The organism is Brevibacterium renqingii, from assembly GCF_017808105.1.
In the GTDB taxonomy this organism is placed as follows: domain Bacteria; phylum Actinomycetota; class Actinomycetes; order Actinomycetales; family Brevibacteriaceae; genus Brevibacterium; species Brevibacterium renqingii.
In genome coordinates this window covers 167,153-188,373 of the sequence record NZ_JADBHF010000003.1, presented here as the reverse complement: position 1 = coordinate 188,373, position 21,221 = coordinate 167,153, and the positions used below count along the sequence as shown (strand labels likewise).

Sequence of the window (21,221 nt, the reverse complement as noted above, 5' to 3'; positions counted from 1 at the left end):
GATGCCGAAGACGACGCAGAACCCGCCGACGGTGCAAGGACGCGGACTCTTGTCCGAATCGTAGGACAGGGTAGTTGAATGCTGAGACTGCGGCCTATTCTCTGACTATGAAGTTCTCAATCGCAGTCATGCCCGGTGACGGAATCGGCAACGAGGTAGTCCCCGAAGGTCTCAAGGTCCTCCAGCGCGCCATCGAGGTCTCCGGTGAGCCCGTCGAACTCGAACTCACCGATTACACGGTCGGCGCCCAGCGCTGGCACGAGACCGGTGAGACGCTCACCGATGAGGAGCTCGAATCGCTGCGCGGCCACGATGCCATCTTCTTCGGCGCCTGCGGCGATCCGTCCGTGCCCTCGGGCGTGCTCGAGCGCGGTGTCATCCTGAAGATGCGCTTCGGGCTCGGACATGCGGTGAATCTGCGTCCCTCGAAGCTGTTCGCCGGAGTGACCAGCCCGCTGGCGAAGCCGGGCAAGATCGACTTCGTCGTCGTCCGCGAAGGCACCGAGGGCTCCTACACGGGCTCGGGTGGATCGGTGCGCACCGATACACCTCAGGAGGTGGCGACCGAGGTCTCGGTCAACACCTGGTACGGCGTCGAGCGGGCCGTCCGCGATGCCTTCGGGCGAGCCCAGGCCCGGAACAAGAAGCTGACCTATGTGCACAAGCACAATGTGATGGTCCACGCGGGCCATCTGTGGCGGCGCGTCGTCGAGAAAGTCGGTGCGGAGTATCCCGAGGTGACGGTCAACTACGAACACACCGATGCGTGCACCATCTATATGGTGACCGATCCGGAGCGTTACGACGTCATCGTCACCGATAACCTCTTCGGCGACATCCTCACCGACCTCGCCGCTGCGGTGACCGGTGGAATCGGATTGGCCGCCTCGGGCAATCTCAACGTCGAGGGCACGGCGCCGAGCCTGTTCGAACCCATTCACGGATCGGCTCCCGACATCGCCGGGCAGCAGATCGCCGACCCCACCGCATCGATCCTCTCGGGCTCGCTCATGGCGGCTCACCTCGGTCTCGATGTCGTGGCCGAGTCCATCGAAGCGGCCGTCGAGGCCGATCTCGCCGAGCGCGACGGCACGAAGCGCTCCACCGCCGAGGTGGGCGACGCGATCGCAGCGCGACTGGGCTGAGAACACCTCCGCCGCCGGACCCCGACCGAGCCGGCAGCGGGCGGGGGCGGCCACGGCCGCCTCGGTGACGGCATCCCCGACTGCAGGGGCGAAGAGCGGCTGCAGGCGGGAAGGCGGTTGCAGGTGCGAGAGCGGCTGCAGGCGGGAGAGCGGCTGCAAGGGGGAAGAGGACGTCACCCCGGTGCGACGTGCGCGGGGGTGATGGACTACCCTGACAGTGTCACTCATCACAAATGAGAAAAGAGTTCCCATGACAGATTTCACCGTTCTCAAGAACCTTCAGCCGCAACCCGAGCTGGTGCGCGAGAACATCAAGAAGGACCCCGGTTTCGGCCAGTACTTCACCGACCACATGGCGCACATCCGATACACGGTCGATGACGGTTGGCAGGCGCATGAGGTCAAGCCCTATGGCCCGCTGGTGCTCGACCCGGCCGCCGCAGTGCTCCACTACGCGCAGGAGATCTTCGAAGGGCTCAAGGCGTACCGTCACGCCGACGGCTCGGTCTGGACCTTCCGGCCCGAGCGCAACGCCGCGCGCATCAACCGTTCCGCCGAGCGCCTCGCGCTGCCGCAGCTGAGCGAAGAGGACTTCATCGACTCGCTCAAGGCACTGGTCTCCGTCGACCAGGCCTGGGTGCCGACGCCGCAGTCGGACACCGACGAGTCGAGCATGTACCTGCGCCCGTTCATGATCGCGACGGAACGGTTCCTCGGGGTGCGGGCCAGCCACGAAGTCGACTACTACGTCATCGCCTCGCCTGCCGGACCGTACTTCTCCGGCGGCATCAAGCCGCTGTCCATCTGGCTCTCGCCCACGCTCAAGCGCGCCGGCTCCGGTGGCACAGGGTTCGCCAAGTGCGGCGGCAATTACGCGGCTTCGCTGGTCGCGACCAATGAGGCCGCCGCGAAGGGCTGCCAGCAGGTGCTCTTCACAGACGCCGAGGAGAACAAGTACATCGACGAGCTCGGCGGCATGAACCTCATGCTCGTGACCAAGGACGGGAAGCTGCTCACGCCGGCGCTCAGCGACACGATCCTCGACGGCGTGACCCGTCGCTCGCTGCTCGAGCTGGCACCGCAGCTCGGACTCGAGCCCGAGGAGCGCAAGATCTCCGTCGAGGAGTGGCGCGCGGGGGCGGCCAGCGGCGAGATCGTCGAGGCCTTCGCCTGCGGCACGGCCGCGGTCATCACGCCGATCAGCAAGCTCGTCAGCGAGGACTTCGCCATCGACCACGGTGAGACGGCCGGAGAGAAGACCATGGAGCTGCGCAGGACGCTGCTCGACATCCAGTACGGCCGGGTCGAGGACACGAACAACTGGCTCGTGCGTCTGGCCTGAGGGAGCTCCGCTCTGACAGCGCTGAGGCGGGTATCGCGATCACGGTCGCGGTGCCCGCCTTCGCTCTTCGTGCTTGTCATGAGCCTCGGGACACCTGCCGGACCGGAGGTGCTGTGGTCCCTGCCGTGTTCTTCGACGATCGCTCTTGAGCGAGAACCTTCCTGACTCATTTGCGCAATTATGCGCAAAATGGGGTACTGTGTCCTCGTGTCCACCACCACCTCGGCGTCGGTACCGACAGCCTCCGAAGTCATCGCCAACCTGCCATGGAGATGGCGCACCCAGGGCGCCATCTTCATCATCGGCGGGCTCGGGTTCATGTTCGACGCCTGGGACGTCGCACTCAACGGATTCCTGATCCCGCTCCTCAGCGACTATTGGAGTCTCAGCGTCGGTCAGGCGTCCTGGATCGCTGCGGCGAATCTCATCGGAATGGCCCTCGGGGCTTTCATCTGGGGCGGTGTCGCCGATGTCATCGGCCGCAAGAAAGCCTTCACACTCACGCTCCTCGTGTTCTCGATCTTCACGGTCGCGGGAGCCTTCGCTCCCGCATACGGATGGTTCATCCTCTTCCGCTTCCTCGCAGGATTCGGACTCGGCGGATGCATTCCCGTCGACTATGCGCTCGTCGGGGAGTTCACTCCGAGCCGGCATCGTGGCCGGGTGCTCACGGCCATGGACGGCTGGTGGCCGATCGGTGCCTCCCTGTGCGCCTTCGTCTCCGCGTATCTGCTGGACTTCGGCGACTGGCGGCTGATCATGCTCATCATGATCGTGCCGGCGCTGCTCACCGTCGCCGTCCGGTTCGGGATTCCCGAATCACCTCTCTATCTCGCCTCGGTCGGTCGCTACGAGGAGGCCGACGCCGTCATCGCCGGGCTGGTCGCACGCACCGGTGCCGAGGCGCGCGAATGGACGCACGTCGTACCCGCGAGCGCGTCTTCCGGCTCAGGGGACGAAGCCGACGGACGGTGGCGCGCCGCGAGCGGCCAGCTGGTGCAGCTGTGGCGGCACTCAGCCAGGACGACGCTCGTGGCATGGTCGCTCTTCGTTTCCATCCTCCTCGTCTACTACGCGGCGCTGACATGGCTTCCCGGGATCCTCAAGCAGCAGGGTCTGGCCGATCAGGCGGCCTTCCTCGTGACAGGCTCGATGACAGCGGTCGGAATCCTCGGCGTCGTGGTCTCAGCGCTCACCGTCGAACGTTTCGGACGCAAATGGGTGCTCGGTTCGACTGCCATCGCCTCGGCGGTGCTGCTCGTCGCCTCGGCAGTGTTCATCGAATCGTCCGGTTCGCAGCTGACGTTCTCGGCCAAGGCGACGATCATCGGCTTCGGCTTCGTCGTCCAGGTCGCGATCCCGGCCCTGTACACATACGTGTCCGAGCTCTATCCGACCCGGCTGCGCGGTTCGGGATTCGGCTGGGCCTCGGCGGCCTCCCGCGTGGCCACGGGCATCGCCCCGATCGTGTTCGGAGCCTTCATGTGGCCGGTGCTCGGCCTGACGCTGACGTTCGTCCTCACCGGAGTGCTCGTCGTCGCGGCAGTCCTGATGATGAGTCTCCTGGCCCGCGAGACGACCGGCGAGGAACTCGGCTGAAGAGTGCCTGCGGGAGCCCGTGGTGATGGCGTGACCTCGGAAGACAGGCGCAAATGAAGTCGTGTCAGTGCCGCCGTATAGTGTCGGAGTCATGGAAGCAGAGCAGGTTCCGGACGTTCTCACCGAGATCCATCGGTGGCGCCGTTCCCTGTCCGAACTGCCGCCGGCGAAGACCGAGGAAGAGGCGATCGACCGGATCGCCGCCCTGGAGGAGTTGAACTCGGCGAGCGCGGCAGCTCAGGCTCGGGAGACCCTGACCTTCGACATGCTCCGGAGGAACCGGGAGGCCGAGGACGGAGTGGCCAGTGAGAAGCAGGGCCGCGGTCTCGGGGCGGAGATCGCGTTGGCGCGCAGGGTCTCCCGTTCGCGCGGCGATGGGCTGCTGAAGTTCTCCCGCACACTGCTCATGGATCTGCCCAGGACGTATGCGGCGATGAAGAGCGGAGACATCTCCGAGGAGAAGGCGCGGGTCGTCGTCCGGGAATCCGATTGGCTGCCGCGCGAGAAGAAGCACGAACTCGATGAGCGCATGGCAGAGCGCCTCCCCGAAGCCGGAGTCAAGCGACTCGGGAACGAAGTGCGCGCACTGGCCCAACAGCTCGATCAGCGAGCTGCGGTCAAACACCTTGAACGTCGTGTCGAGGAGCGGTCGGTGAGTGTGCGCCCTGCCCCGGGGAACATGGCCTATCTGACGGCGCTGCTTCCGATGCCGCAGGCGGTGGCCGCCTTTGCCAATCTCCAGAAGTCGGCGCAGTCACTCATCGCCACCGGAGAATCATCAGGTCGGACGCAGAGCCAGATCGCCGTCGATCTTCTGGTCGAACGTCTCACGGGACAGGCATCCGCAGCCGCAGTGCCCACAGAAGTCCACCTCATCATGCAGGCCAGCAGTCTGTTCGAGCCCGGAGCCGAATCTGCCTGGTTCCCGGGATGTGGTCCGATCCCGGCGCAGGCTGCCCGGGATTTCGTGACCGAGAACGAGGCGGCCGTGTTCGTTCGGCGGATGTACACACGACCGGAAGACGGCCAGCTCGTACGCATGGATTCCCGCCGAAGGGAGTTTTCCGGTCTGCTCAGGCGCATGGTCGTCTTCCGTGACGACGTCTGCAGGTCGCCGTGGTGTGAAGCGCCCATCAAACATGCCGATCATGCCGATTCGTACGCTTCGGGCGGAACGACCGGTTGGGTCAATTCCTCCGGACTGTGCGCCGCCTGCAATTTTGCTAAGGAACTCTCCGGGTGGCGGCACGAGGCGACACCGGATGAGCTCGAGGTGATCACCCCGACGGGGCACCACTATCGCTCACGCACCAAACCGATCAGCGGCCCCGACCCTGCACTGGTCCGGGGCGAAGTCGTAACGGAGGCGAACGCTCCTCCCAGCATCCAGGACGGCCGCGGATCGCCGGGTGCCGACCCGCCGGGTGCCGCTCCGTCGAATACCGGCCCGCCAGGCGCCGATGCCAGTCCGCCGGGTGCCGACCCGTCGCACACCGATCAGCCGGGGGCCGATGCCAGTCCGCCGGGTGCCGATCCGTCGATCAATGTGCTGATCCCGTGGCGGTTCCGCCCTCGGGACTCGCAGCCATCGATGATCGACATCGGCGGGAAGACCATCGGAGTCGAGGTATTCGAGGCCGACGACGATCCGCTCAGTCCTGCCGAAGAACTCCTGTGCATCGGCACCTGGGAGCACCGCAGACAGAGGTGATGAGACGTCGGCGTCAACCCAGCGCGGCCTGCTGGCGCCGGTCGGGCAGCTCGGGCTGGTCATGCTGCGCCCGTCCGCACACAGTGGCAGCCGCGACAGGATTCACTAGGATGGGTGGCATGCGTGAAGAGAGTACAGCCCCGACGACGAGCGGTGAGATGCCCGACGACGAGAACTTCTGGCTCGAGGACATCACCGGCGAAGCACAGCTCGACTGGGTCAGAAAGCAGAACGCGAAGACGCTCGACCGCTTCCACGACGGACTCTTCGACGCCATCTCAGACGAACTGCGCACCGCACTGGACTCCGACGACCGGATCCCGATGGTCACCAAACGCGGAGAACACTTCTTCAACTTCTGGCGGGACGAGACGAACCCGAAGGGAATGTGGCGACGTACGACCTGGGACAGCTACCGCACTCCGACACCCGACTGGGAAGTGCTGCTCGATCTCGACGAGCTGGCCGCCCGTGAGGACACGGCATGGGTCTGGTCAGGAGCGATGGTCCGCCGCAGCGACAATCGTCGCGCTCTCGTCCTGCTGTCGCCTGACGGGGGAGACTCACATCGTGTCCGCGAATTCGATCTCGAGGACAAGGAGTTCGTCGACGGCGGCTTCGACATCCCGGCTGCCAAGACGCGACTGGCCTGGCTCGACGACGACACCGTGCTCGTGGCGACCGAGACCGACGAGGACTCCCTGACGACCTCGTCCTACGCCCGCCAGGCCAGAGCGCTCAGACGCGGGCAGGATGTGTCCGAGGCTCCGATCGTCGCCGAGGTGCCCCGTAACCATGTCGCCATCTTCGTCGGCAGCGACGTCAGGCCCGGCACAGAGACCACCGATCGGGTCGTCCTCGATGACGCCATCGACTTCTTCAACTCCCGATTCAGCTTCCTCGACCTCGATGACATCAAGGAGGCCGATGGGACTGTCTCCACCGACCCCGAAGTGTGGAAGGAGGCAATCACCACGGTCGAGGTCCCGACCGACGTCCAGGTCGGTTTCGAGCGCGATCTGGTGCTCTTCCGACCGCAGTCGTCCTGGGACGCAGGTACCGCCGTGGTGCCCGCCGGAGGACTCGCCATCGCCGATATCGGCGACGTCAAGGCCGGTGAGATCACTCCTCGGGTGATCTTCACCCCCGACGAGCACACATCGCTGCAGTCATTCACCTTCACCCATGACTTCCTCGTCCTCGAGCTGTTGGCCGATGTGCAGTCGAAGCTGGTCGTCCTCGACCTCGAAAACGATTTCGCCGAGTCCGCACTGCCGGGGGTGCCGGCCAATCACATGGTCGGGCTCGCCGCGGTCGACAAGTTCGACCCGGCGACCGCCAACGACTACTGGATGGTCAGCACAGGCTTCCTCACCCCCTCGACTCTGTCGTACGGAACATTGGGCACACCGTCGCATGGCGCCTCGGAGGCTCCCTCGTCCGAGGGAGACGAAGCCGTCGCCGAGGTGATCAAGTCCGCAGCCGCACTGTTCCCGTCCGATGGGCTGAGGGTCGAACAGCACTTCGCCACCAGCGCCGACGGCACGAAGGTCCCGTACTTCCAGATCAGCGACGAGGACATCGAACTCGACGGCGGCAACCCCACGCTGCTCGACGGCTACGGAGGCTTCGAAGTCAGCCGCACCCCCGTGTACTCGCCGGTCGTCGGCATCGGCTGGCTGAGCCGGCGCACAGGAGCGGAGACGGCACGCAGGGGCGTCTATGTGCTGGCCAACATCCGCGGGGGCGGCGAATACGGACCCGACTGGCACACCTCGGCGATGCGGGAGAACCGGCTCCGATGCTTTGAGGACCACGCGGCGGTCGCCCGTGACCTCATCGATCGCGGGGTGACGAACCCGAAACGACTCGCCTGCGCCGGAGGTTCGAACGGCGGCCTTCTGGTCGGGAACATGCTCACCCAGTACCCCGAGCTCTTCGGCGCCGTCTCCTGCGGCGTGCCACTGCTCGACATGCGGCGATACACGAAGCTCAGCGCCGGCTATTCGTGGAAGGCCGAATACGGAGACCCGGACGTGGCCGAGGACTGGGAATTCATCCGCACGTTCTCGCCGTACCACCTCATCGAGGCCGACCGGGACTATCCGCCCGTGCTGTTCTGGACAGCGACCTCGGACGATCGGGTCGGTCCCGTCCAGGCACGGAAGATGGCCGCGCGGATGCAGGCACAGGGCATCGAGAACGTCTGGTTCTTCGAAGACACCGAAGGCGGGCACTCGGCGGCCTCGGACAATGAGCAGACGGCATTCACCCGGGCTCTGAGCTACCGCTTTCTGTGGAACTCGCTGACGGGGGAGTAGGTTGGGAAGCATGACGAACGAGACGCAGCACTTCCACGGCGAATTTAAGGTCATCGGCGGCAAGCTCGTGGTCGCCGATGTGACCACCGACGGCAAGACCATCACCGAGGTCAAGATCTCCGGCGACTTCTTCCTCGAACCCGAAGAAGCGTATTTCGACCTGGCACCGGCACTCGAAGGCGCCAGCGTCAACGCCGACAATGCGGCACTGCGCCAGCGACTCGACTCCGCGCTCGCCGGCTACGGCTCCGAGCTGGCCATGCACGGCTTCTCGACGGCCGACATCGCCACGGTCGTCCGCCGTGCCCTCGGTTCGGCCGCGAACTTCACCGATTTCGATTGGCAGGTCATCCGCGGCGAGGTCCTGCCGACCCAGGTGAACGTGGCCCTCGACCAGGTGCTGCTCGAAGAGGTCGCCGCCGGACGGAGGAAGCCGACGCTGCGGTTCTGGGAATGGGAGGACACCGCAACCGTGATCGGTGCCTTCCAGTCCTATGTCAACGAGCTGCGTCCCGAAGGCGTGGAGAAGCACGACGTCCAGGTCGTCCGCAGGATCTCCGGCGGTGGTGCCATGTTCATGGAGGGCGGCAACTGCATCACCTATTCGATGTTCGTCCCGCCCGCCCTCGTCGCCGGGCTCGACTACGAGGAGTCCTACGTCTTTCTCGACCAATGGGTGCTGGCAGCGCTGGCCAGCCTCGGCGTCGACGCCTTCTACAAGCCCATCAACGACATCTCGTCGACAGGCGGCAAGATCGGCGGCGCCGCTCAGAAGCGCCTGCGCGACGGCACGCTGCTCCACCACGCGACGATGAGCTACGACATCGACGCCGACAAGATGGTTGAAGTCCTGCGGATCGGCGAGGCGAAGATCTCCGACAAAGGAGTTTCGAGCGCGAAGAAGCGCGTCGATCCGCTGCGCAGCCAGACCGGTGAGGCCCGGAAGGACATCATCGACGTCATGGCCGAGACCTTCGCCTCCCGGTACGGCGCCTCCTACGACACCTACACCGAGGCCGAGCTGGAGAGGGCGCAGACCCTCGTCGACGAGAAGTTCGGGACCGACAAATGGACCCATCGCGTGCCCTGAGGAACGAGACCGGGTGCCCCGACATTCGCAACGAGAAGAGAGTCGACGGCACGATCGTGGCCCTCGGCGGCGGCGGATTCTCGATGTCAGAGGACGGGAAGTCCGTGATCGACGAACGCCTGCTCGACATGGCAGAAGAGGCACGGGCGAATCGCCGGAAACGTGCGCCGCGCCCCGATGTCGGGACGGAGAGCCCGAACGCGGTCTCTGACCTGCGTGTCTGCTTCGTACCGACGGCCTCCGGCGACGACCCCGCCTATATCCAGCGCTTCGAAGACGCCTTCGCCGAACGTGTCGAGACACATGTTCTGTCCCTGTTCGGGCAGGCCGGGCAGGAGTATTCGGATCCGAGCATGCTCTTGGACATGGACCTCGTCTATGTCGGGGGTGGATCCAGCGTCAACCTCCTCGCCCTGTGGCGACGGCATGGGGTCGACGATGCCCTCCGACAGGCGGCCGCCAACGAGGTCATCCTGGCCGGCATCAGCGCGGGGGCGAACTGCTGGTTCGATGCCTCATCCACCGACTCCTTCGGACAGCTGGCGCCGCTCAACGACGGGCTCGGGTTCATCTCCGGCAGCGCATGCCCGCACTTCCACGGTGAAGCCGACCGCGCGGAGACGTTCCATGACTGGATCGGCTCCGGCGAGCTGCCCGGCCCGGGACTGGCCATCGACGACGGAGCCGCGGTCGTCTTCGATCGCGCAGGGGCCGCCTCGGTGATGGTGGAAGAACCCGAGGCATGGGCCTTCGTCGTCTCCGACCAGGTGCCGGTGCGGCCGGTGACGCGCTGCGCCGACCGGGTCTGGGGGCGGGCCGAACCGTGAGCGACGACGAGCTGCAGGCGATCTTCACCTATGCCTGGCGCAGACAGCGGCGTGAGGCGGTGCTGCTCATCCTCGTCTCGTGCCTGTTCGTCGTCGTCGGACTGATCATGCTCATCGGCGCGGGTCTGATGGCCGGGCTCTTCGTAGCTGTATTCTTCGCTGCCGGCATTGTGGCCGGCAGCATGCAGCTGGTCGGCATGGGCACCCGGCGCGGACTGCTCTTGGGCATCACATCCGCGGTGCTGCTGACGTTCGCCTGCGGATTCCTCGTTGTGATGACGCTGACCGGGATCGTCATCGATGCTCCCGGACGGTCGCAGCTGATCGCCACGATCGCCGCAGCCGTCGGCGTCGTGTTCTTCGGCGGCGGGTCGGTCGTGCTCATGGTCAGATTCGGTCGGAGATATCGGTAGCGATCTGAGAATCCACCCCTTTTGCTCGGGTCTGTGGGATAGTGTTCGGGTCTGTAGGATTGGGAATCACACTCCACCGCTGAACGACTGCACTCTGCACCCGAACAACTGCACCCTGCACAAGGAGAGCCATGCGCCAGGTCGAACCGTCCGTTGAACTGCTCGCCAAACCCAGCATCGATTGGGAAGCGATGAGGACGTACCTCGATGAGGTGGGCGGCAACAACTGGGCCGATCGCGTCGAAGAGGCCGATTCGCCCGACGCCGAGGATCTCCTCGAGTTCTCCGGCCGCATGTGCTACCGCTCCTGGGAGCCCGGACTCAATCCGAACGTCTCCCGAGTGCGCACCGATTCCGCTCAGTACCTGGGCAATGTCGTGCGTTCCCAGCACGGTTCCGTGCTCGAACACGCGAACTTCACCTTCGTCCTCCACAACGTCTCCCGCGTGCTCACCCACGAGCTCATCCGCCACCGCGCCGGCTCCGCGTTCTCGCAGGAGTCCCTGCGCTACGTGCGCCTGTCCGACATCCCGTTCTGGTTCCCCGAATGGGCCCGTGAGGATCCCGAGCTGATGGAACGCTCGCTGAAGGTCCTCGACACGCTCGAGGAGCATCAGAAGTGGATGGCCGAGCACTTCGCACTCGACGAGGAGGGCACGAAGTTCTCCCACAAGAAGCACATGACCTCGTTCATGCGCCGCTTCGCCCCCGAAGGGCTGGCCACCGGCATCGTCTACACCGCGAACCTGCGCTCTCTGCGCCACGTCATCGAGATGCGCACCGCCAAGGGCGCCGAAGAGGAGATCCGCCTCGTCTTCAACAAGATCGGCGAGGTGATGCGGGAGGAAGCCCCCGCCGTCTTCGCCGACTACGAGGTCGTCGACGGTGAGTGGATCCCCGGCACCCGCAAAGCCTGAGGCCGCCCCGAACACCGACGTCAGGAGGAACCGTCATGGCCGATATCTATGCCGCGCAGCTCAATCCCGGCAAGCTCGAGGTCGTCACCGAATGGGTGGCCGCACAGGATTGGGCGGCCGACCTCGACCTCGGTTCCGCGCCGCTGGAGCCGGCCACGTCCTACCGATTCGATGATCCCGCCGGTGAGGTCGGCCTCGAAGTGCACATCGTCCGCAGCGGCGACCGCCACTTCCAGGTTCCGCTGAGTTACCGCGGAGCCCCGCTCGACGGTGCCGATGAGCACCTGATCGCGACCATGGAGCATTCCGTGCTCGGCAAACGCTGGGTCTACGCAGGTATGGGCGATCCGGTCTTCCGCCGGCGCCTCGACGAGGCCATCGTCACGGCCGGAACCTCGGCGAGGCAGTTCCGCGTCGACGATGAAGGCCGGCGGATCGATGAGATCACCGAGGTGGCCCATGCCTTCGGGACAGGCCCGCTGCCCGGAGCCGGCGACGTCGAAATGCTGCACCGGCTGAGCCTCGACTCACCGGCCGAAGGAACCGAGGGTCGGCTGCTGGGGCGCTGGACCGGTCAGGAGGCGGCCGTCGTCCTCGCCGTCATGGTGTGAATCCTCGCCGTCATAGTGGGAGCTGAGGACGCGATCACCGCGCCAGATCGATGATCGTCATCCCGGCCGATGCCGCAGGCAGGCTCATGGCCTCCATCGCCTCCGGCGCGTCAGCGAGGCCGATGACGGTGGTGACGAGATCCTGCGGGCGCAGTCGCCCCTGCACCACGAGGTCGACGAGCTCGGGATAGTCGGCGGCGGCCATGCCGTGGGAGCCGAGCACACTGAGTTCGAGTGCGATCACGCGCGGCAGATCGACGATCGGCGCCTGCGGCAGCAGACCGATCTGCACATGCCGCCCCAAAGGCGCCAGAGCGCCGATGGCCGCCCGGATCGTGTCCTCACGGCCCAGCGCGTCGACGGTGACGGCCACCCCGTCCGGGCACTCGCCGTGAACCTGGGAGACGACCTCGGCGCTCAGCTCCTCCGGGCTCAGTCCGCCGGCGTCGATGGTTCGAACGGCACCGAGACGACGGGCGGACGAGAGCGCGGCCTCGCTGATGTCGACGGCCACGACCTCGGCGCCGAGGGCTCGAGCGATCATGATCGCCGACAGTCCCACGCCCCCGCAGCCGAACACGGCCACCGTTTCACCGGCGGTCAGCTCCGCCCGCACGCGCAGTCCGTGGAAGGCGGTGACGAATCGACAGCCGAGTCCGACCACGGCGGCGGCAGGCAGTTCCTCGGGCACGGACACGAGGTTCGCATCGGCCTGGTGGATGATGACCTGCTCGGCCCACGACCCGAAATGGGTGAAGCCCGGCTGGGTCTGATCGGGGCAGACCTGCGCATTGCCGGAGCGGCACCAGCGACAGCGGCCGCACCCGCAGACGAAGGGCACGGTCACCCGCTGACCGACATGGAATTCCTCCACACCGTCCCCCGTCGAGGCGACTCGACCGACCAGCTCATGCCCGGGAACGTGCGGCAGGCGGACCGAATCGTCGTGACCGGTCCAGGCGTGATGATCGCTGCGGCACACCCCTGTGGCCTCCACGTCGATGACGACGCCGGCAGCGGGGGCGACCGGAGCAGCGATGTCCCGCAGCTCGGGACGGGCGGAGAACTCTTCGAAGACGATGGCGCGCATGACGTCGAGAGTAGGCGGCACGCCAGCCGAGTGCCGATCGTGTCCAGTCTGTGAAGTCCGCCCCCGTTCAGCGCAGCGTTCAGCGCGGTCGCACGCCTGCGGATCCCAGGGCCTCGAGCAGCCGCTGGCGGAGCGCCTGCGCGCGTGCGGAGAACTCCTTCTGCCGGTGCATGTACTCGGCCTTGCCCGCTGCGGTCTCGACGGCGACGACTCCGTAACCCCATCCGCGCAGGTCATAGGGAGAGGCCTCCATGTCCAAGGTGCGGATGTCGAGGGCGAGATCGAAGCAGTCGAGGACGAGAGCCGAGGGCGCGACCGGTCCGATCTTCATCGCCCATTTGTAGAGGTCCATGCCCGCATGCAGGCACCCGGGCTGTTCGTTGTCGATCATGCCGGACCGGCTCGGCTGCAGCGTGTTCAGCGGCCGTGCCGGTTCGGTGAAGAAGCGGAAGGCATCATGGTGCGAGCACTGGATGCGATGGCCCTCGACCACGGCATCGGTCTCGGCCGGGCTGAGACGCAGCGGCACCTGCTGATGGCGGCGCTCTTCCTCGCTCAGCCGGTAGACCATCGCCCATTCATGGATCCCGAAGCAGCCGAAGTTCGCTTCCCGGTGCAGGGTGGCGGCGAGGAGCGAGGCGATGAACTTCGCTCCGTCCCCCCGATCGGCCTGCCAGGCGTCGAGATCGAACTCGGCGTTCGTGCCTGCGCGGTTGATGCGGTACCAGCGACGATCGAAGCACTGGCGATCGGCCTCGGTGTCGAGCTCGAGGCGGATGCCGGGTCCGGGGTTCCACTTCGCCAGCTGCCCGACCTTGAACGGATAGTAGGTGAACAGGAAGTCCTCGACGGGATGGGCCTCTCCGCGCATCCGGCGGGCGATGTGCGCATCGGTGCGCGCGGCGACCGCCGCGGCGTGCTCGTCCCGCATCCGCCGCCAGGTGCGGGCGGGCAGGACATCGCCTCGGCCGAAGGTCATCGGCGCGGCAGGACGGGCGGGTGCTGAGGTCACCGGTTCATTGTCCCAGACCGCTTCGTGCCCCGCGTCGCGGGTGCGCCCAGCGGGTCCTCCGGCCAGGGGTGCTTCGGATAGCGTCCCCGGTTCTCGGCGCGCACCTGTGAGTACGCATTGGCCCAGAAGGAGGCGAGATCGGCGGTCACGGCGAGCGGACGTCGGGCGGGGGAGAGCAGATGGAGGGTGACCGGCACCCTCCCATCGCAGATGTGCGGGACCGTCTCCCAGCCGAAGCACTCCTGGAGCTTGACCGCGAGAACCGGACCGTCATCGGCCCGTTCGGGATCCGGGTAGTCCAGGCGGATGCGCGATCCGCTGGGCACCTCGAGCGCTTCCGGGACCAATTCGCGAAGCCGTGCGGCTTCCGGCCAGGGAAGCAGGGTCCGCAGAGCCGATACGAGGTCCACCCGGGCGGGATCCGAGCCCTTCGCCATCCGGTCGAGCGCGTCCGGGCACCAGTCGGTCAGAGTCTGCTCCAGGTGTGACCAGCGCACGTCCGGCCAGGGCTCGCCGAAGACGGAGCGGAGCAGGCCGAGCCGGGCACGCAGGGATTCGAAGGAGTCCGAGGGACGCAGCACTTCGCGTGCTCCGCGGGTGCGTACGGATTCGGCGATCGCCGTGCGTGCCAGTTCGGGACCGGCTGTGATCGGTGTGGCCGAGAGTTCGATCCCGCCGAGGCGGGTCCGGCGCACCGCTCGCACCCGTCCTTGGTCGAACACCGCGGTCTCCTCCGCGGCCAGCAGCCCGGCACCGGCGAGCTCGGCAGTGTCCTGGTCGATGATGGCAGCCGCGCGGATGAGCGCTCTGGAACCGACCAGCCCGACCTCGGAGATCGCCAACCATGCAGCGCCTGTGAGAGACGAATCGCGCGGCAGCGTCGCGGCCGTCCCCGAGGCGAGCAGGTATTCGGACTCCGAGGCGCTGCGCAGCCGGGCGATCTGCAGCGGCTGGGACAGAGCGGTGACGAGCCCGAGATCGTCCGGATCGAGAGCCGTGTGGGTGCCCGCCGATGTCGGCGAGATTTCCGCGGCCAGCCCTGCGAACCGCTTCGTGTCCTGACCGAAGCGAGGATCCCTGCTCCGGCGCAGTTGGCGCAGCAGCGCGGTGAGGTCGGCGCCCGGGGCACGCTGTTCGGATTCGATGACGGCGATCGCCTCGGCGGCAGCGGTCGGCGACAGCAGCGCGGCTCCGTCGAGAAGCCCCCTGGCCGACCAGACGAAGGCGGGAATCCGGGCGATCGTGCGTCCGAGTTCGGTGACGATCAGCCGTGCGCTGCCGGCACCCGCCTCGGCGGATTCGACCGCCCCGATGGCTGTGAGGTTGCCGATCGCCAGCTTCCGCGGTCCCTCGGGCATCGGTTCGGGCAGCAGGGACTCGTCCCCGCCCCACACTGCGAGCTGGAGGACCGCCGAGGTGAGATCGGCTGTCGAGATCTCGGCGGGTGTGTGCTCGGGCAGACCTGCCCAATCGGCCTCACTCATGCAGCGGTACGCGATGCCGGGTCCCTGTCGGGCGGCGCGACCCGCGCGTTGAGTCCCCGAGGCCTTCGACTCCCGCATCGTCACGAGTCCCGACATCCGCCGGCGGGTGTCCAAGCGCGGGCCGCGCGCCAGACCCGAATCGACGACGATGCGGACCCCGGGAACCGTCAGGGCCGATTCCGCAACTGCCGTCGAGACGATGACGCGGCGCCCACCCGCCCTGCAGGTGCGGGGCCGCAGGATCCCATCCTGCTCCTTCGCCGGGGTCCGGCCGGTGAGGGTGTGCACCTCGATGTCGGCACTGTCTGCCGCGGAGCCCTCGGGCAGGCCGCGACGGATGCGGGCGGCGACCTCCTCGACCTCACGAGCACCGGGAGCGAAGACGAGGACATCGCCGCTGTCCTGCGACAGCGCTGCGACCGTCGTCTGCGCGATGTGGTCGAGGAAGTCCCGGCTCACACCCCGGGCATCGAGCGGCTTCTCCTGCGCCGGTGCCCACCGGATCTCGAGGGGATGCGCCTCGGCAGCTGCCGACAGCCGCACCGCGTCGAACTTCTCAGCCCACAGGCCGGCGTCAAGGGTCGCCGACATGACGACGAGTGCGAGGTCCTCGCGCAAGTCGATGAGTTCCCGGCACATCGCGAAGACGAGGTCCGTGTCGAGCTGACGTTCGTGCACCTCATCGAGGACGACCGCCGAGGCTCCGCCGAGCTCGGGGTCGCGCAGCAGCCGATTCAGGAGCACACCGGTGGTGACAAATTCGATGCGGGTCCGCGCCGAGGTCCGCGCCTCGCCGCGGACCGTGAAGCCGATCTCCTCGCCGAGGCGGGTGCCCGTGAGGGCAGCCAGCCGCCGGGCGGCGGCACGGGCGGCCATCCGTCGCGGCTGGGTGACGATGACGCGGCGCGGCCCGACATCGGTGCTGTCGGCGCCGGCTCGCACGGCGGCTCGGCTGTCCAGGTATTCGGCGATGAGCGGGGGCACGAGCGTGGTCTTGCCGGTGCCGGGAGGAGCCTCGACGACGAGGCGGGGGAAGGGGCCCGCCTCGGCGACGGCGAGCTGCTCGACGAGCGCGGCGGCGGGCAACCCGGCACCGATGGCCGCGAGATCGAAGGTCCCGGAGGCCTCGGTCGTGGCAGGAACTCCCTCGGGGCGAGGGGGAGGAGACACATGCGACGGATTGTGCATGGTTCCAGTGTCGCAGGTGGGAGCGGACGCCCCGCGGAATAGTTCAAGATTCAACTGTGTTGGGCGAATGCCCAGCGCATCGGGACTCTGCACCCTGCAGCCTGATGCCCGACAAACAGGAGGATCTATCGTGTCGCACACCCGCCCCCGCATCAGCATCATCGTCGGCAGCACCCGAACGGTGCGCATCGGCCGGCAGCTCGCCGATTCCATCGCCGCCGTCATGTCCGAGGCCGTCGACGCGGACGTCCGGATCCTCGATCTGCGCGAGCTCGCTCTGCCGCTGCTCGACGAACCGCGGATGGCGGCTCTGCACGACTACGAGCACGCCCACACCCTGGCCTGGGCCGAGGAGATCCTCGCCTCCGATGGGCTCGTCTTCCTCACACCGCAGTACAACAGCGGCTATCCGGCGGGCCTGAAGAACGCCATCGACTACCTCTTCGTCGAATGGAAGGACCGTCCCGCGACGATCGTCAGCTACGGCGGTCACGGCGGTGCGCAGGCGGCCGCGCAGCTCGATCAGATCCTCCGCTTCGTGGGCATGGAGGTCACCGACGAACAGCCTCAGCTGCTCATCGCGCCGGACGACTACGCACCCAGCGGGTCCCTCAGCCGCCCCGCCGAGGTGGTCGCCCGCAGCCGCGAGGAACTCGAGTCCGCAGCACGCGCATTGGCCGCGGTGATCGGCGCGCCGACGCACTGACTAGACTGGGGCACATGCGTATTGCCAGATTTGTGCATCAGGATGAACCCAAGTACGGAGTCGTCGAGGGTGAGGTGCCGCCGATCACCGACGGGACCTGGGACACCTCCGGCCTCGAACTCGCCGTTCTCGACTCGGACCCGTTCTTCTCGCCGGCCCAATCGACGGGGGAGAGGCTCAAGCTCGACGATGTGCGTCTGGTCAGTCCCATCCTGCCGCGCTCGAAGGTCATCGGCGTCGGCCGCAACTTCGCCGATCACGCCGCTGAACTCGGCAATGAGGTGCCGGCCTCTCCGCTGACCTTCTTCAAGCCGAACACCTCGGTCATCGGTCCCGGCGACCCCATCCGACTGCCCGCCATCAGCGAATACGTCTCCTATGAGGCCGAGCTCGCCGTGATCATCGGACGCGTGGCCAAGGGGGTGAGGGCCGAGAACGCCATGGACCACGTCCTCGGCTTCACGGCCAGCAACGACGTCACCCTCCGCGACATCCAGAAGGCCGACAAGCAGTGGTCCAGGGCCAAGGGCTTCGACACCTCCTGCCCGCTGGGGCCCTGGATCGAAACCGACCTCGACGTCGACGATGTCAGCATCCGGTCCTGGGTCGACGGGGATCAGAAGCAGGACGGCACCACCGCTGACTTCATCTTCGACATCCCGACCCTCATCGAGCACCTGTCCGAGACGATCACGCTGCTGCCCGGCGATGTCATCCTCACCGGGACGCCGGCCGGAGTCGGCCAGATCGTCGCGGGCAACCGCGTCGACATCGCCATCGAGGGCCTCGGGGTTCTGTCGAACCCGGTCATGGACGCCTGAGGCAGGACCGCCTCGGCGAATCCGCTCCCGGCGGCACCGGCGCGGCCCGCGGCACCGGCTCGATCCGCGCCGCCGCATCCCGCCGGCTCCCATACCACGCACCACAGACTCACACAGCACACATCACAGACTCACACAGCACACATCACAGACTCACACAGCACACATCACAGAAGGACAATCGTGAGCGTCAAAGTTCGTTTCTGCCCATCACCCACCGGCACCCCTCACGTCGGCATGGTCCGCACGGCCCTGTTCAACTGGGCCTACGCCAAGCACACCGGCGGGAAGTTCGTCTTCCGCATCGAGGACACCGACGCCGCCCGCGACTCCGAGGAGAGCTTCGGGCAGGTCGTCGAAGCCCTCAAATGGCTGGGACTGGACTGGGATGAAGGCATCGAGGTCGGCGGTGACAACGGTCCCTACCGTCAGTCCCAGCGCAGTGAGATCTACGCCGAGGTCATCGAGAAGCTCAAGGCCGGCGGGCACATCTACGAGTCCTACTCGACGAACGAAGAGGTCGAAGCCCGTCACCGGGCAGCCGGGCGCGACCCGAAGCTCGGCTACGACGGGTTCGATCGCGATCTGAGCGAGGAGCAGAAAGCCGCCTTCCGCGCCGAGGGCCGCGAGCCCGTATGGCGGGTGCGCATGCCCGATGAGGACATCACCTTCACCGACCTGGTCCGCGGAGAGATCACGTTCAAGGCCGGCTCCGTACCCGACTACGTCGTCGTCCGCGCGAACGGCCAGCCGCTGTACACCCTGGTCAACCCCGTCGACGATGCGCTCATGGGCATCACCCATGTGCTGCGCGGTGAGGACATCCTGTCCTCCACCCCGCGTCAGATCGCCCTCTACGAATCACTCAAGGCCATCGGAGTCGCCGAGGCGACGCCCGAGTTCGGTCACCTGCCCTATGTCATGGGGGCAGGGAACAAGAAGCTGTCGAAGCGCGATCCCGAATCGAACCTGTTCCTCCACCGCGAGAACGGGTTCATCCCCGAGGGGCTCATCAACTACCTCGCGCTGCTGGGCTGGTCCATCGCACCTGACCGCGACGTCTTCAGCGTCGCGGAATTCACCGAGGCGTTCGACATCCACGATGTCCTGCCCAACCCGGCCCGCTTCGATGTGAAGAAGGCCACCGCCATCAATGCCGACCACATCCGCCTCCTCGAGCCCACCGACTTCCGCGACCGCCTCGTGCCCTATCTCCAGGCCGCCGAGGTGCTGCCCGCCGAACCGACGGACGCTCAGCTGGCCGTGCTCGACCAGGCGGCACCGCTCGTGCAGACCCGGATGAAGCTGCTCGCCGAAGCCCCCGATCTGCTGGCGTTCCTCTTCACCTCCGACGCGGATCTGGTCATAGCCGAGGACGGGATGAAGACGCTCAAGGACTCCGCGCCCGAGGTACTCGCCGCCTCGATCGACGTCCTCGAAGGACTGGAGGAGTGGACGACGGCGAAGCTCGAGGAGGTGCTCTCGGCGAAGCTCGTGACCGAAATGGAGATCAAACCGCGACTTGCCTACGGTCCGCTGCGCGTCGCCGTCTCCGGCCGCAAGGTCTCCCCGCCGCTGTTCGAGTCGATGGAGATCCTCGGCAAGGACTCCTCACTCAAGCGCCTCAGAGCCCTGGCCGCACAGCTGTGAGCGCGGTCGACCAGCACTCCTGGACACGCGGGGGCCTGCACTTCCGCGACGTGACCTTCGACGCCGGGTTCGACCACTTCGGACGTGCGCAGGTGAGCCTGCCGGAGACGCTCAACGTCTTCGCGCGGATCATCGCCACCGAGGCGGACAGTCAGAAGCCCTGCCTCGTCTTCCTGCAGGGCGGGCCGGGAGTCGAGGCCCCGCGTCCGGTCACGCCGGTGAGCCCCGGCAGTTGGCTCGCGCGTGCGCTCGAGGACTTCCAGGTCATCATGCTCGACCAGCGCGGCACCGGCCGGTCGAGCCCCATCGGCTCCACAGCCGGTTCCATCACCGGTCTCGAAGCGGTGGGGGAGGACCCGTCCGCGATCGCCGAGGCGCTCGCATGCTTCCGGGCCGACTCGATCGTCGAGGACGCGGAGATCCTGCGGAACCACCTCGGCGTGGACTCCTGGTCCCTGCTGGGGCAGTCCTTCGGCGGCTTCACCGCCCTGCGCTATGTCTCCGCCCATGCCTCCTCGCTCGACGAGGTGTACTTCACCGGCGGTCTGCCGGCGATCGGCATCGACCCGGCCGCCATCTACGGGCGGACCTGGCAGGGGATGATCCGCAAATCCGAGCAGCACTACCGTGCGTTCCCCGGAGACCGGGAGAGGATGGCACGACTGATCGACCTCGCCGAATCCGGAGACGGGATCGCCCTGCCCGGCGGAGCACGGGCGACCGGGGAGCGCATCCGCCTCCTCGGTCACTACCTCGGTTCCTCGGACGGGCCCGAGAAGCTGCACTACCTGCTCGACCTGGACCCGGCCTCGGCGGCGTTCCGGCACGACCTGGCGGCGGCGCTGCCGTTCTCGGGGCGAAATCCGCTCTATGCGATCGTGCACGAGTCCTGCTGGGCCGATGGGTCGACGACGAACTGGGCGGCCCGACGCGCCATGCCCGACCAGGTGCGCGAGGACCTCACCCTGCTGGCGGGAGAGCATGCGGGACCGGAGTCCCTGCACGAGGATCCCGAGCTGACTCCCTTCGCCGAGGTGGCCGAGCTCGTGGCCGGGCGTCAGTGGCCGCAGCTGTACGATGTCGCTGCGCTGCAGGCGGCCGATGTGCGCGGCGCGGCGGCAGTGTACTTCGAGGACGCCTATGTGCCCGTGGAGCATTCGCTGGCCACGGTCGAGCACCTCGGCGGGGTCGAACCGTGGGTGACGAACGAATACGAGCACAACGGCCTGCGCGCCGACGGATACCGGGTGCTCGACCGGCTCATCGGCCTCGCGCGAGGCTGAGGGGCGTGCCG

Annotated in this window: 17 protein-coding genes; 14 read left to right on the top strand and 3 right to left on the bottom strand. The window is 67.0% G+C overall.

The genetic code is table 11. From position 1 onward, the window contains the following. Positions 1–107: 107 nt before the first annotated feature. From IHE57_RS04865 to IHE57_RS04820, 10 genes are all read left to right on the top strand, one after another. Complete coding sequence (locus IHE57_RS04865) at positions 108–1,145, top strand: 3-isopropylmalate dehydrogenase (RefSeq protein WP_209371255.1); 1,038 nt, start codon at positions 108–110, stop codon at positions 1,143–1,145. Between the two features lie 250 nt (positions 1,146–1,395). Continuing rightward, positions 1,396–2,487 (top strand): branched-chain amino acid aminotransferase, encoded by a 1,092-nt coding sequence (locus tag IHE57_RS04860; RefSeq protein WP_209371251.1) that lies wholly within the window; start codon positions 1,396–1,398, stop codon positions 2,485–2,487. 207 nt (positions 2,488–2,694) lie between these two features. Beyond that, a complete protein-coding gene (locus IHE57_RS04855; protein ID WP_366933854.1) occupies positions 2,695–4,086 on the top strand; it encodes an MFS transporter in 1,392 nt (463 codons plus the stop codon). Positions 4,087–4,177: 91 nt separating this feature from the next. Continuing rightward, positions 4,178–5,797: an HNH endonuclease gene (locus tag IHE57_RS04850; RefSeq protein ID WP_209371247.1), complete on the top strand. Its 1,620-nt coding sequence runs from the start codon at positions 4,178–4,180 to the stop codon at positions 5,795–5,797. Between the two features lie 119 nt (positions 5,798–5,916). Next, positions 5,917–8,118 carry a prolyl oligopeptidase family serine peptidase gene (locus IHE57_RS04845; protein ID WP_209371244.1) on the top strand — a complete coding sequence of 734 codons (2,202 nt, stop codon included), beginning with the start codon at positions 5,917–5,919 and terminating at the stop codon, positions 8,116–8,118. Between the two features lie 10 nt (positions 8,119–8,128). Then, entirely contained in the window at positions 8,129–9,208 is a 1,080-nt protein-coding gene (gene lplB / locus IHE57_RS04840; protein ID WP_209371243.1) for a lipoate-protein ligase small subunit, read from the top strand. After that, on the top strand, positions 9,187–10,035 hold the full coding sequence (locus tag IHE57_RS04835; RefSeq protein WP_209371242.1) for a Type 1 glutamine amidotransferase-like domain-containing protein: 849 nt from the start codon (positions 9,187–9,189) through the stop codon (positions 10,033–10,035). The genes lplB and IHE57_RS04835 overlap by 22 nt, the downstream gene beginning before the upstream one ends. Continuing rightward, positions 10,032–10,448 carry a hypothetical protein gene (locus IHE57_RS04830; protein WP_209323348.1) on the top strand — a complete coding sequence of 139 codons (417 nt, stop codon included), beginning with the start codon at positions 10,032–10,034 and terminating at the stop codon, positions 10,446–10,448. The genes IHE57_RS04835 and IHE57_RS04830 overlap by 4 nt, the downstream gene beginning before the upstream one ends. 131 nt (positions 10,449–10,579) lie before the next feature. Beyond that, on the top strand, positions 10,580–11,365 hold the full coding sequence (gene thyX / locus IHE57_RS04825) for an FAD-dependent thymidylate synthase (RefSeq protein ID WP_209371241.1): 786 nt from the start codon (positions 10,580–10,582) through the stop codon (positions 11,363–11,365). Positions 11,366–11,400: 35 nt separating this feature from the next. Further along, positions 11,401–11,976 carry a maltokinase N-terminal cap-like domain-containing protein gene (locus tag IHE57_RS04820; RefSeq protein ID WP_209371240.1) on the top strand — a complete coding sequence of 192 codons (576 nt, stop codon included), beginning with the start codon at positions 11,401–11,403 and terminating at the stop codon, positions 11,974–11,976. Positions 11,977–12,010: 34 nt separating this feature from the next. On the opposite strand, the gene IHE57_RS04815 is transcribed toward IHE57_RS04820, so the two are convergent. The 3 genes from IHE57_RS04815 to hrpB form a co-directional block, all read right to left on the bottom strand. Further along, positions 12,011–13,066, bottom strand: coding sequence for an alcohol dehydrogenase catalytic domain-containing protein (locus IHE57_RS04815; protein ID WP_209371239.1), 1,056 nt, complete (start codon positions 13,064–13,066; stop codon positions 12,011–12,013). Between the two features lie 79 nt (positions 13,067–13,145). Beyond that, positions 13,146–13,997 (bottom strand): 3-methyladenine DNA glycosylase, encoded by an 852-nt coding sequence (locus IHE57_RS04810; protein ID WP_253719923.1) that lies wholly within the window; start codon positions 13,995–13,997, stop codon positions 13,146–13,148. 77 nt (positions 13,998–14,074) lie between these two features. Then, positions 14,075–16,750, bottom strand: coding sequence for an ATP-dependent helicase HrpB (hrpB, locus tag IHE57_RS04805; protein ID WP_209371237.1), 2,676 nt, complete (start codon positions 16,748–16,750; stop codon positions 14,075–14,077). A gap of 130 nt (positions 16,751–16,880) precedes the next feature. On the opposite strand from hrpB, the gene IHE57_RS04800 reads away from it, so the two are divergent. From IHE57_RS04800 to IHE57_RS04785, 4 genes are all read left to right on the top strand, one after another. Further along, entirely contained in the window at positions 16,881–17,456 is a 576-nt protein-coding gene (locus tag IHE57_RS04800) for an NADPH-dependent FMN reductase (protein ID WP_366933852.1), read from the top strand. A 14-nt stretch (positions 17,457–17,470) separates the two neighbouring features. Beyond that, a complete protein-coding gene (locus IHE57_RS04795; protein WP_209371235.1) occupies positions 17,471–18,277 on the top strand; it encodes a fumarylacetoacetate hydrolase family protein in 807 nt (268 codons plus the stop codon). Positions 18,278–18,514: 237 nt separating this feature from the next. Then, positions 18,515–19,927 carry a glutamate--tRNA ligase gene (gene gltX, locus IHE57_RS04790; protein WP_253719922.1) on the top strand — a complete coding sequence of 471 codons (1,413 nt, stop codon included), beginning with the start codon at positions 18,515–18,517 and terminating at the stop codon, positions 19,925–19,927. After that, a complete protein-coding gene (locus IHE57_RS04785; protein ID WP_209371225.1) occupies positions 19,924–21,210 on the top strand; it encodes an alpha/beta fold hydrolase in 1,287 nt (428 codons plus the stop codon). Before gltX ends, IHE57_RS04785 begins: the two co-directional genes overlap by 4 nt. Positions 21,211–21,221 lie beyond the last annotated feature (11 nt).

What these genes read in the sequence shown, in the direction of transcription:
- IHE57_RS04865 (WP_209371255.1), top strand. Translation starts at nt 108, where the DNA reads ATGAAGTTCTCAATCGCAGTCATGCCCGGTGACGGAATCGGCAACGAG.
- IHE57_RS04860 (WP_209371251.1), top strand. Translation starts at nt 1,396, where the DNA reads ATGACAGATTTCACCGTTCTCAAGAACCTTCAGCCGCAACCCGAGCTG.
- IHE57_RS04850 (WP_209371247.1), top strand. Translation starts at nt 4,178, where the DNA reads ATGGAAGCAGAGCAGGTTCCGGACGTTCTCACCGAGATCCATCGGTGG.
- IHE57_RS04845 (WP_209371244.1), top strand. Translation starts at nt 5,917, where the DNA reads ATGCGTGAAGAGAGTACAGCCCCGACGACGAGCGGTGAGATGCCCGAC.
- lplB (WP_209371243.1), top strand. Translation starts at nt 8,129, where the DNA reads ATGACGAACGAGACGCAGCACTTCCACGGCGAATTTAAGGTCATCGGC.
- IHE57_RS04835 (WP_209371242.1), top strand. Translation starts at nt 9,187, where the DNA reads ATGGACCCATCGCGTGCCCTGAGGAACGAGACCGGGTGCCCCGACATT.
- thyX (WP_209371241.1), top strand. Translation starts at nt 10,580, where the DNA reads ATGCGCCAGGTCGAACCGTCCGTTGAACTGCTCGCCAAACCCAGCATC.
- IHE57_RS04820 (WP_209371240.1), top strand. Translation starts at nt 11,401, where the DNA reads ATGGCCGATATCTATGCCGCGCAGCTCAATCCCGGCAAGCTCGAGGTC.
- IHE57_RS04815 (WP_209371239.1), bottom strand. Translation starts at nt 13,066, where the DNA reads ATGCGCGCCATCGTCTTCGAAGAGTTCTCCGCCCGTCCCGAGCTGCGG.
- IHE57_RS04810 (WP_253719923.1), bottom strand. Translation starts at nt 13,997, where the DNA reads ATGCGGGACGAGCACGCCGCGGCGGTCGCCGCGCGCACCGATGCGCAC.
- hrpB (WP_209371237.1), bottom strand. Translation starts at nt 16,750, where the DNA reads ATGCACAATCCGTCGCATGTGTCTCCTCCCCCTCGCCCCGAGGGAGTT.
- IHE57_RS04795 (WP_209371235.1), top strand. Translation starts at nt 17,471, where the DNA reads ATGCGTATTGCCAGATTTGTGCATCAGGATGAACCCAAGTACGGAGTC.
- gltX (WP_253719922.1), top strand. Translation starts at nt 18,515, where the DNA reads ATGGTCCGCACGGCCCTGTTCAACTGGGCCTACGCCAAGCACACCGGC.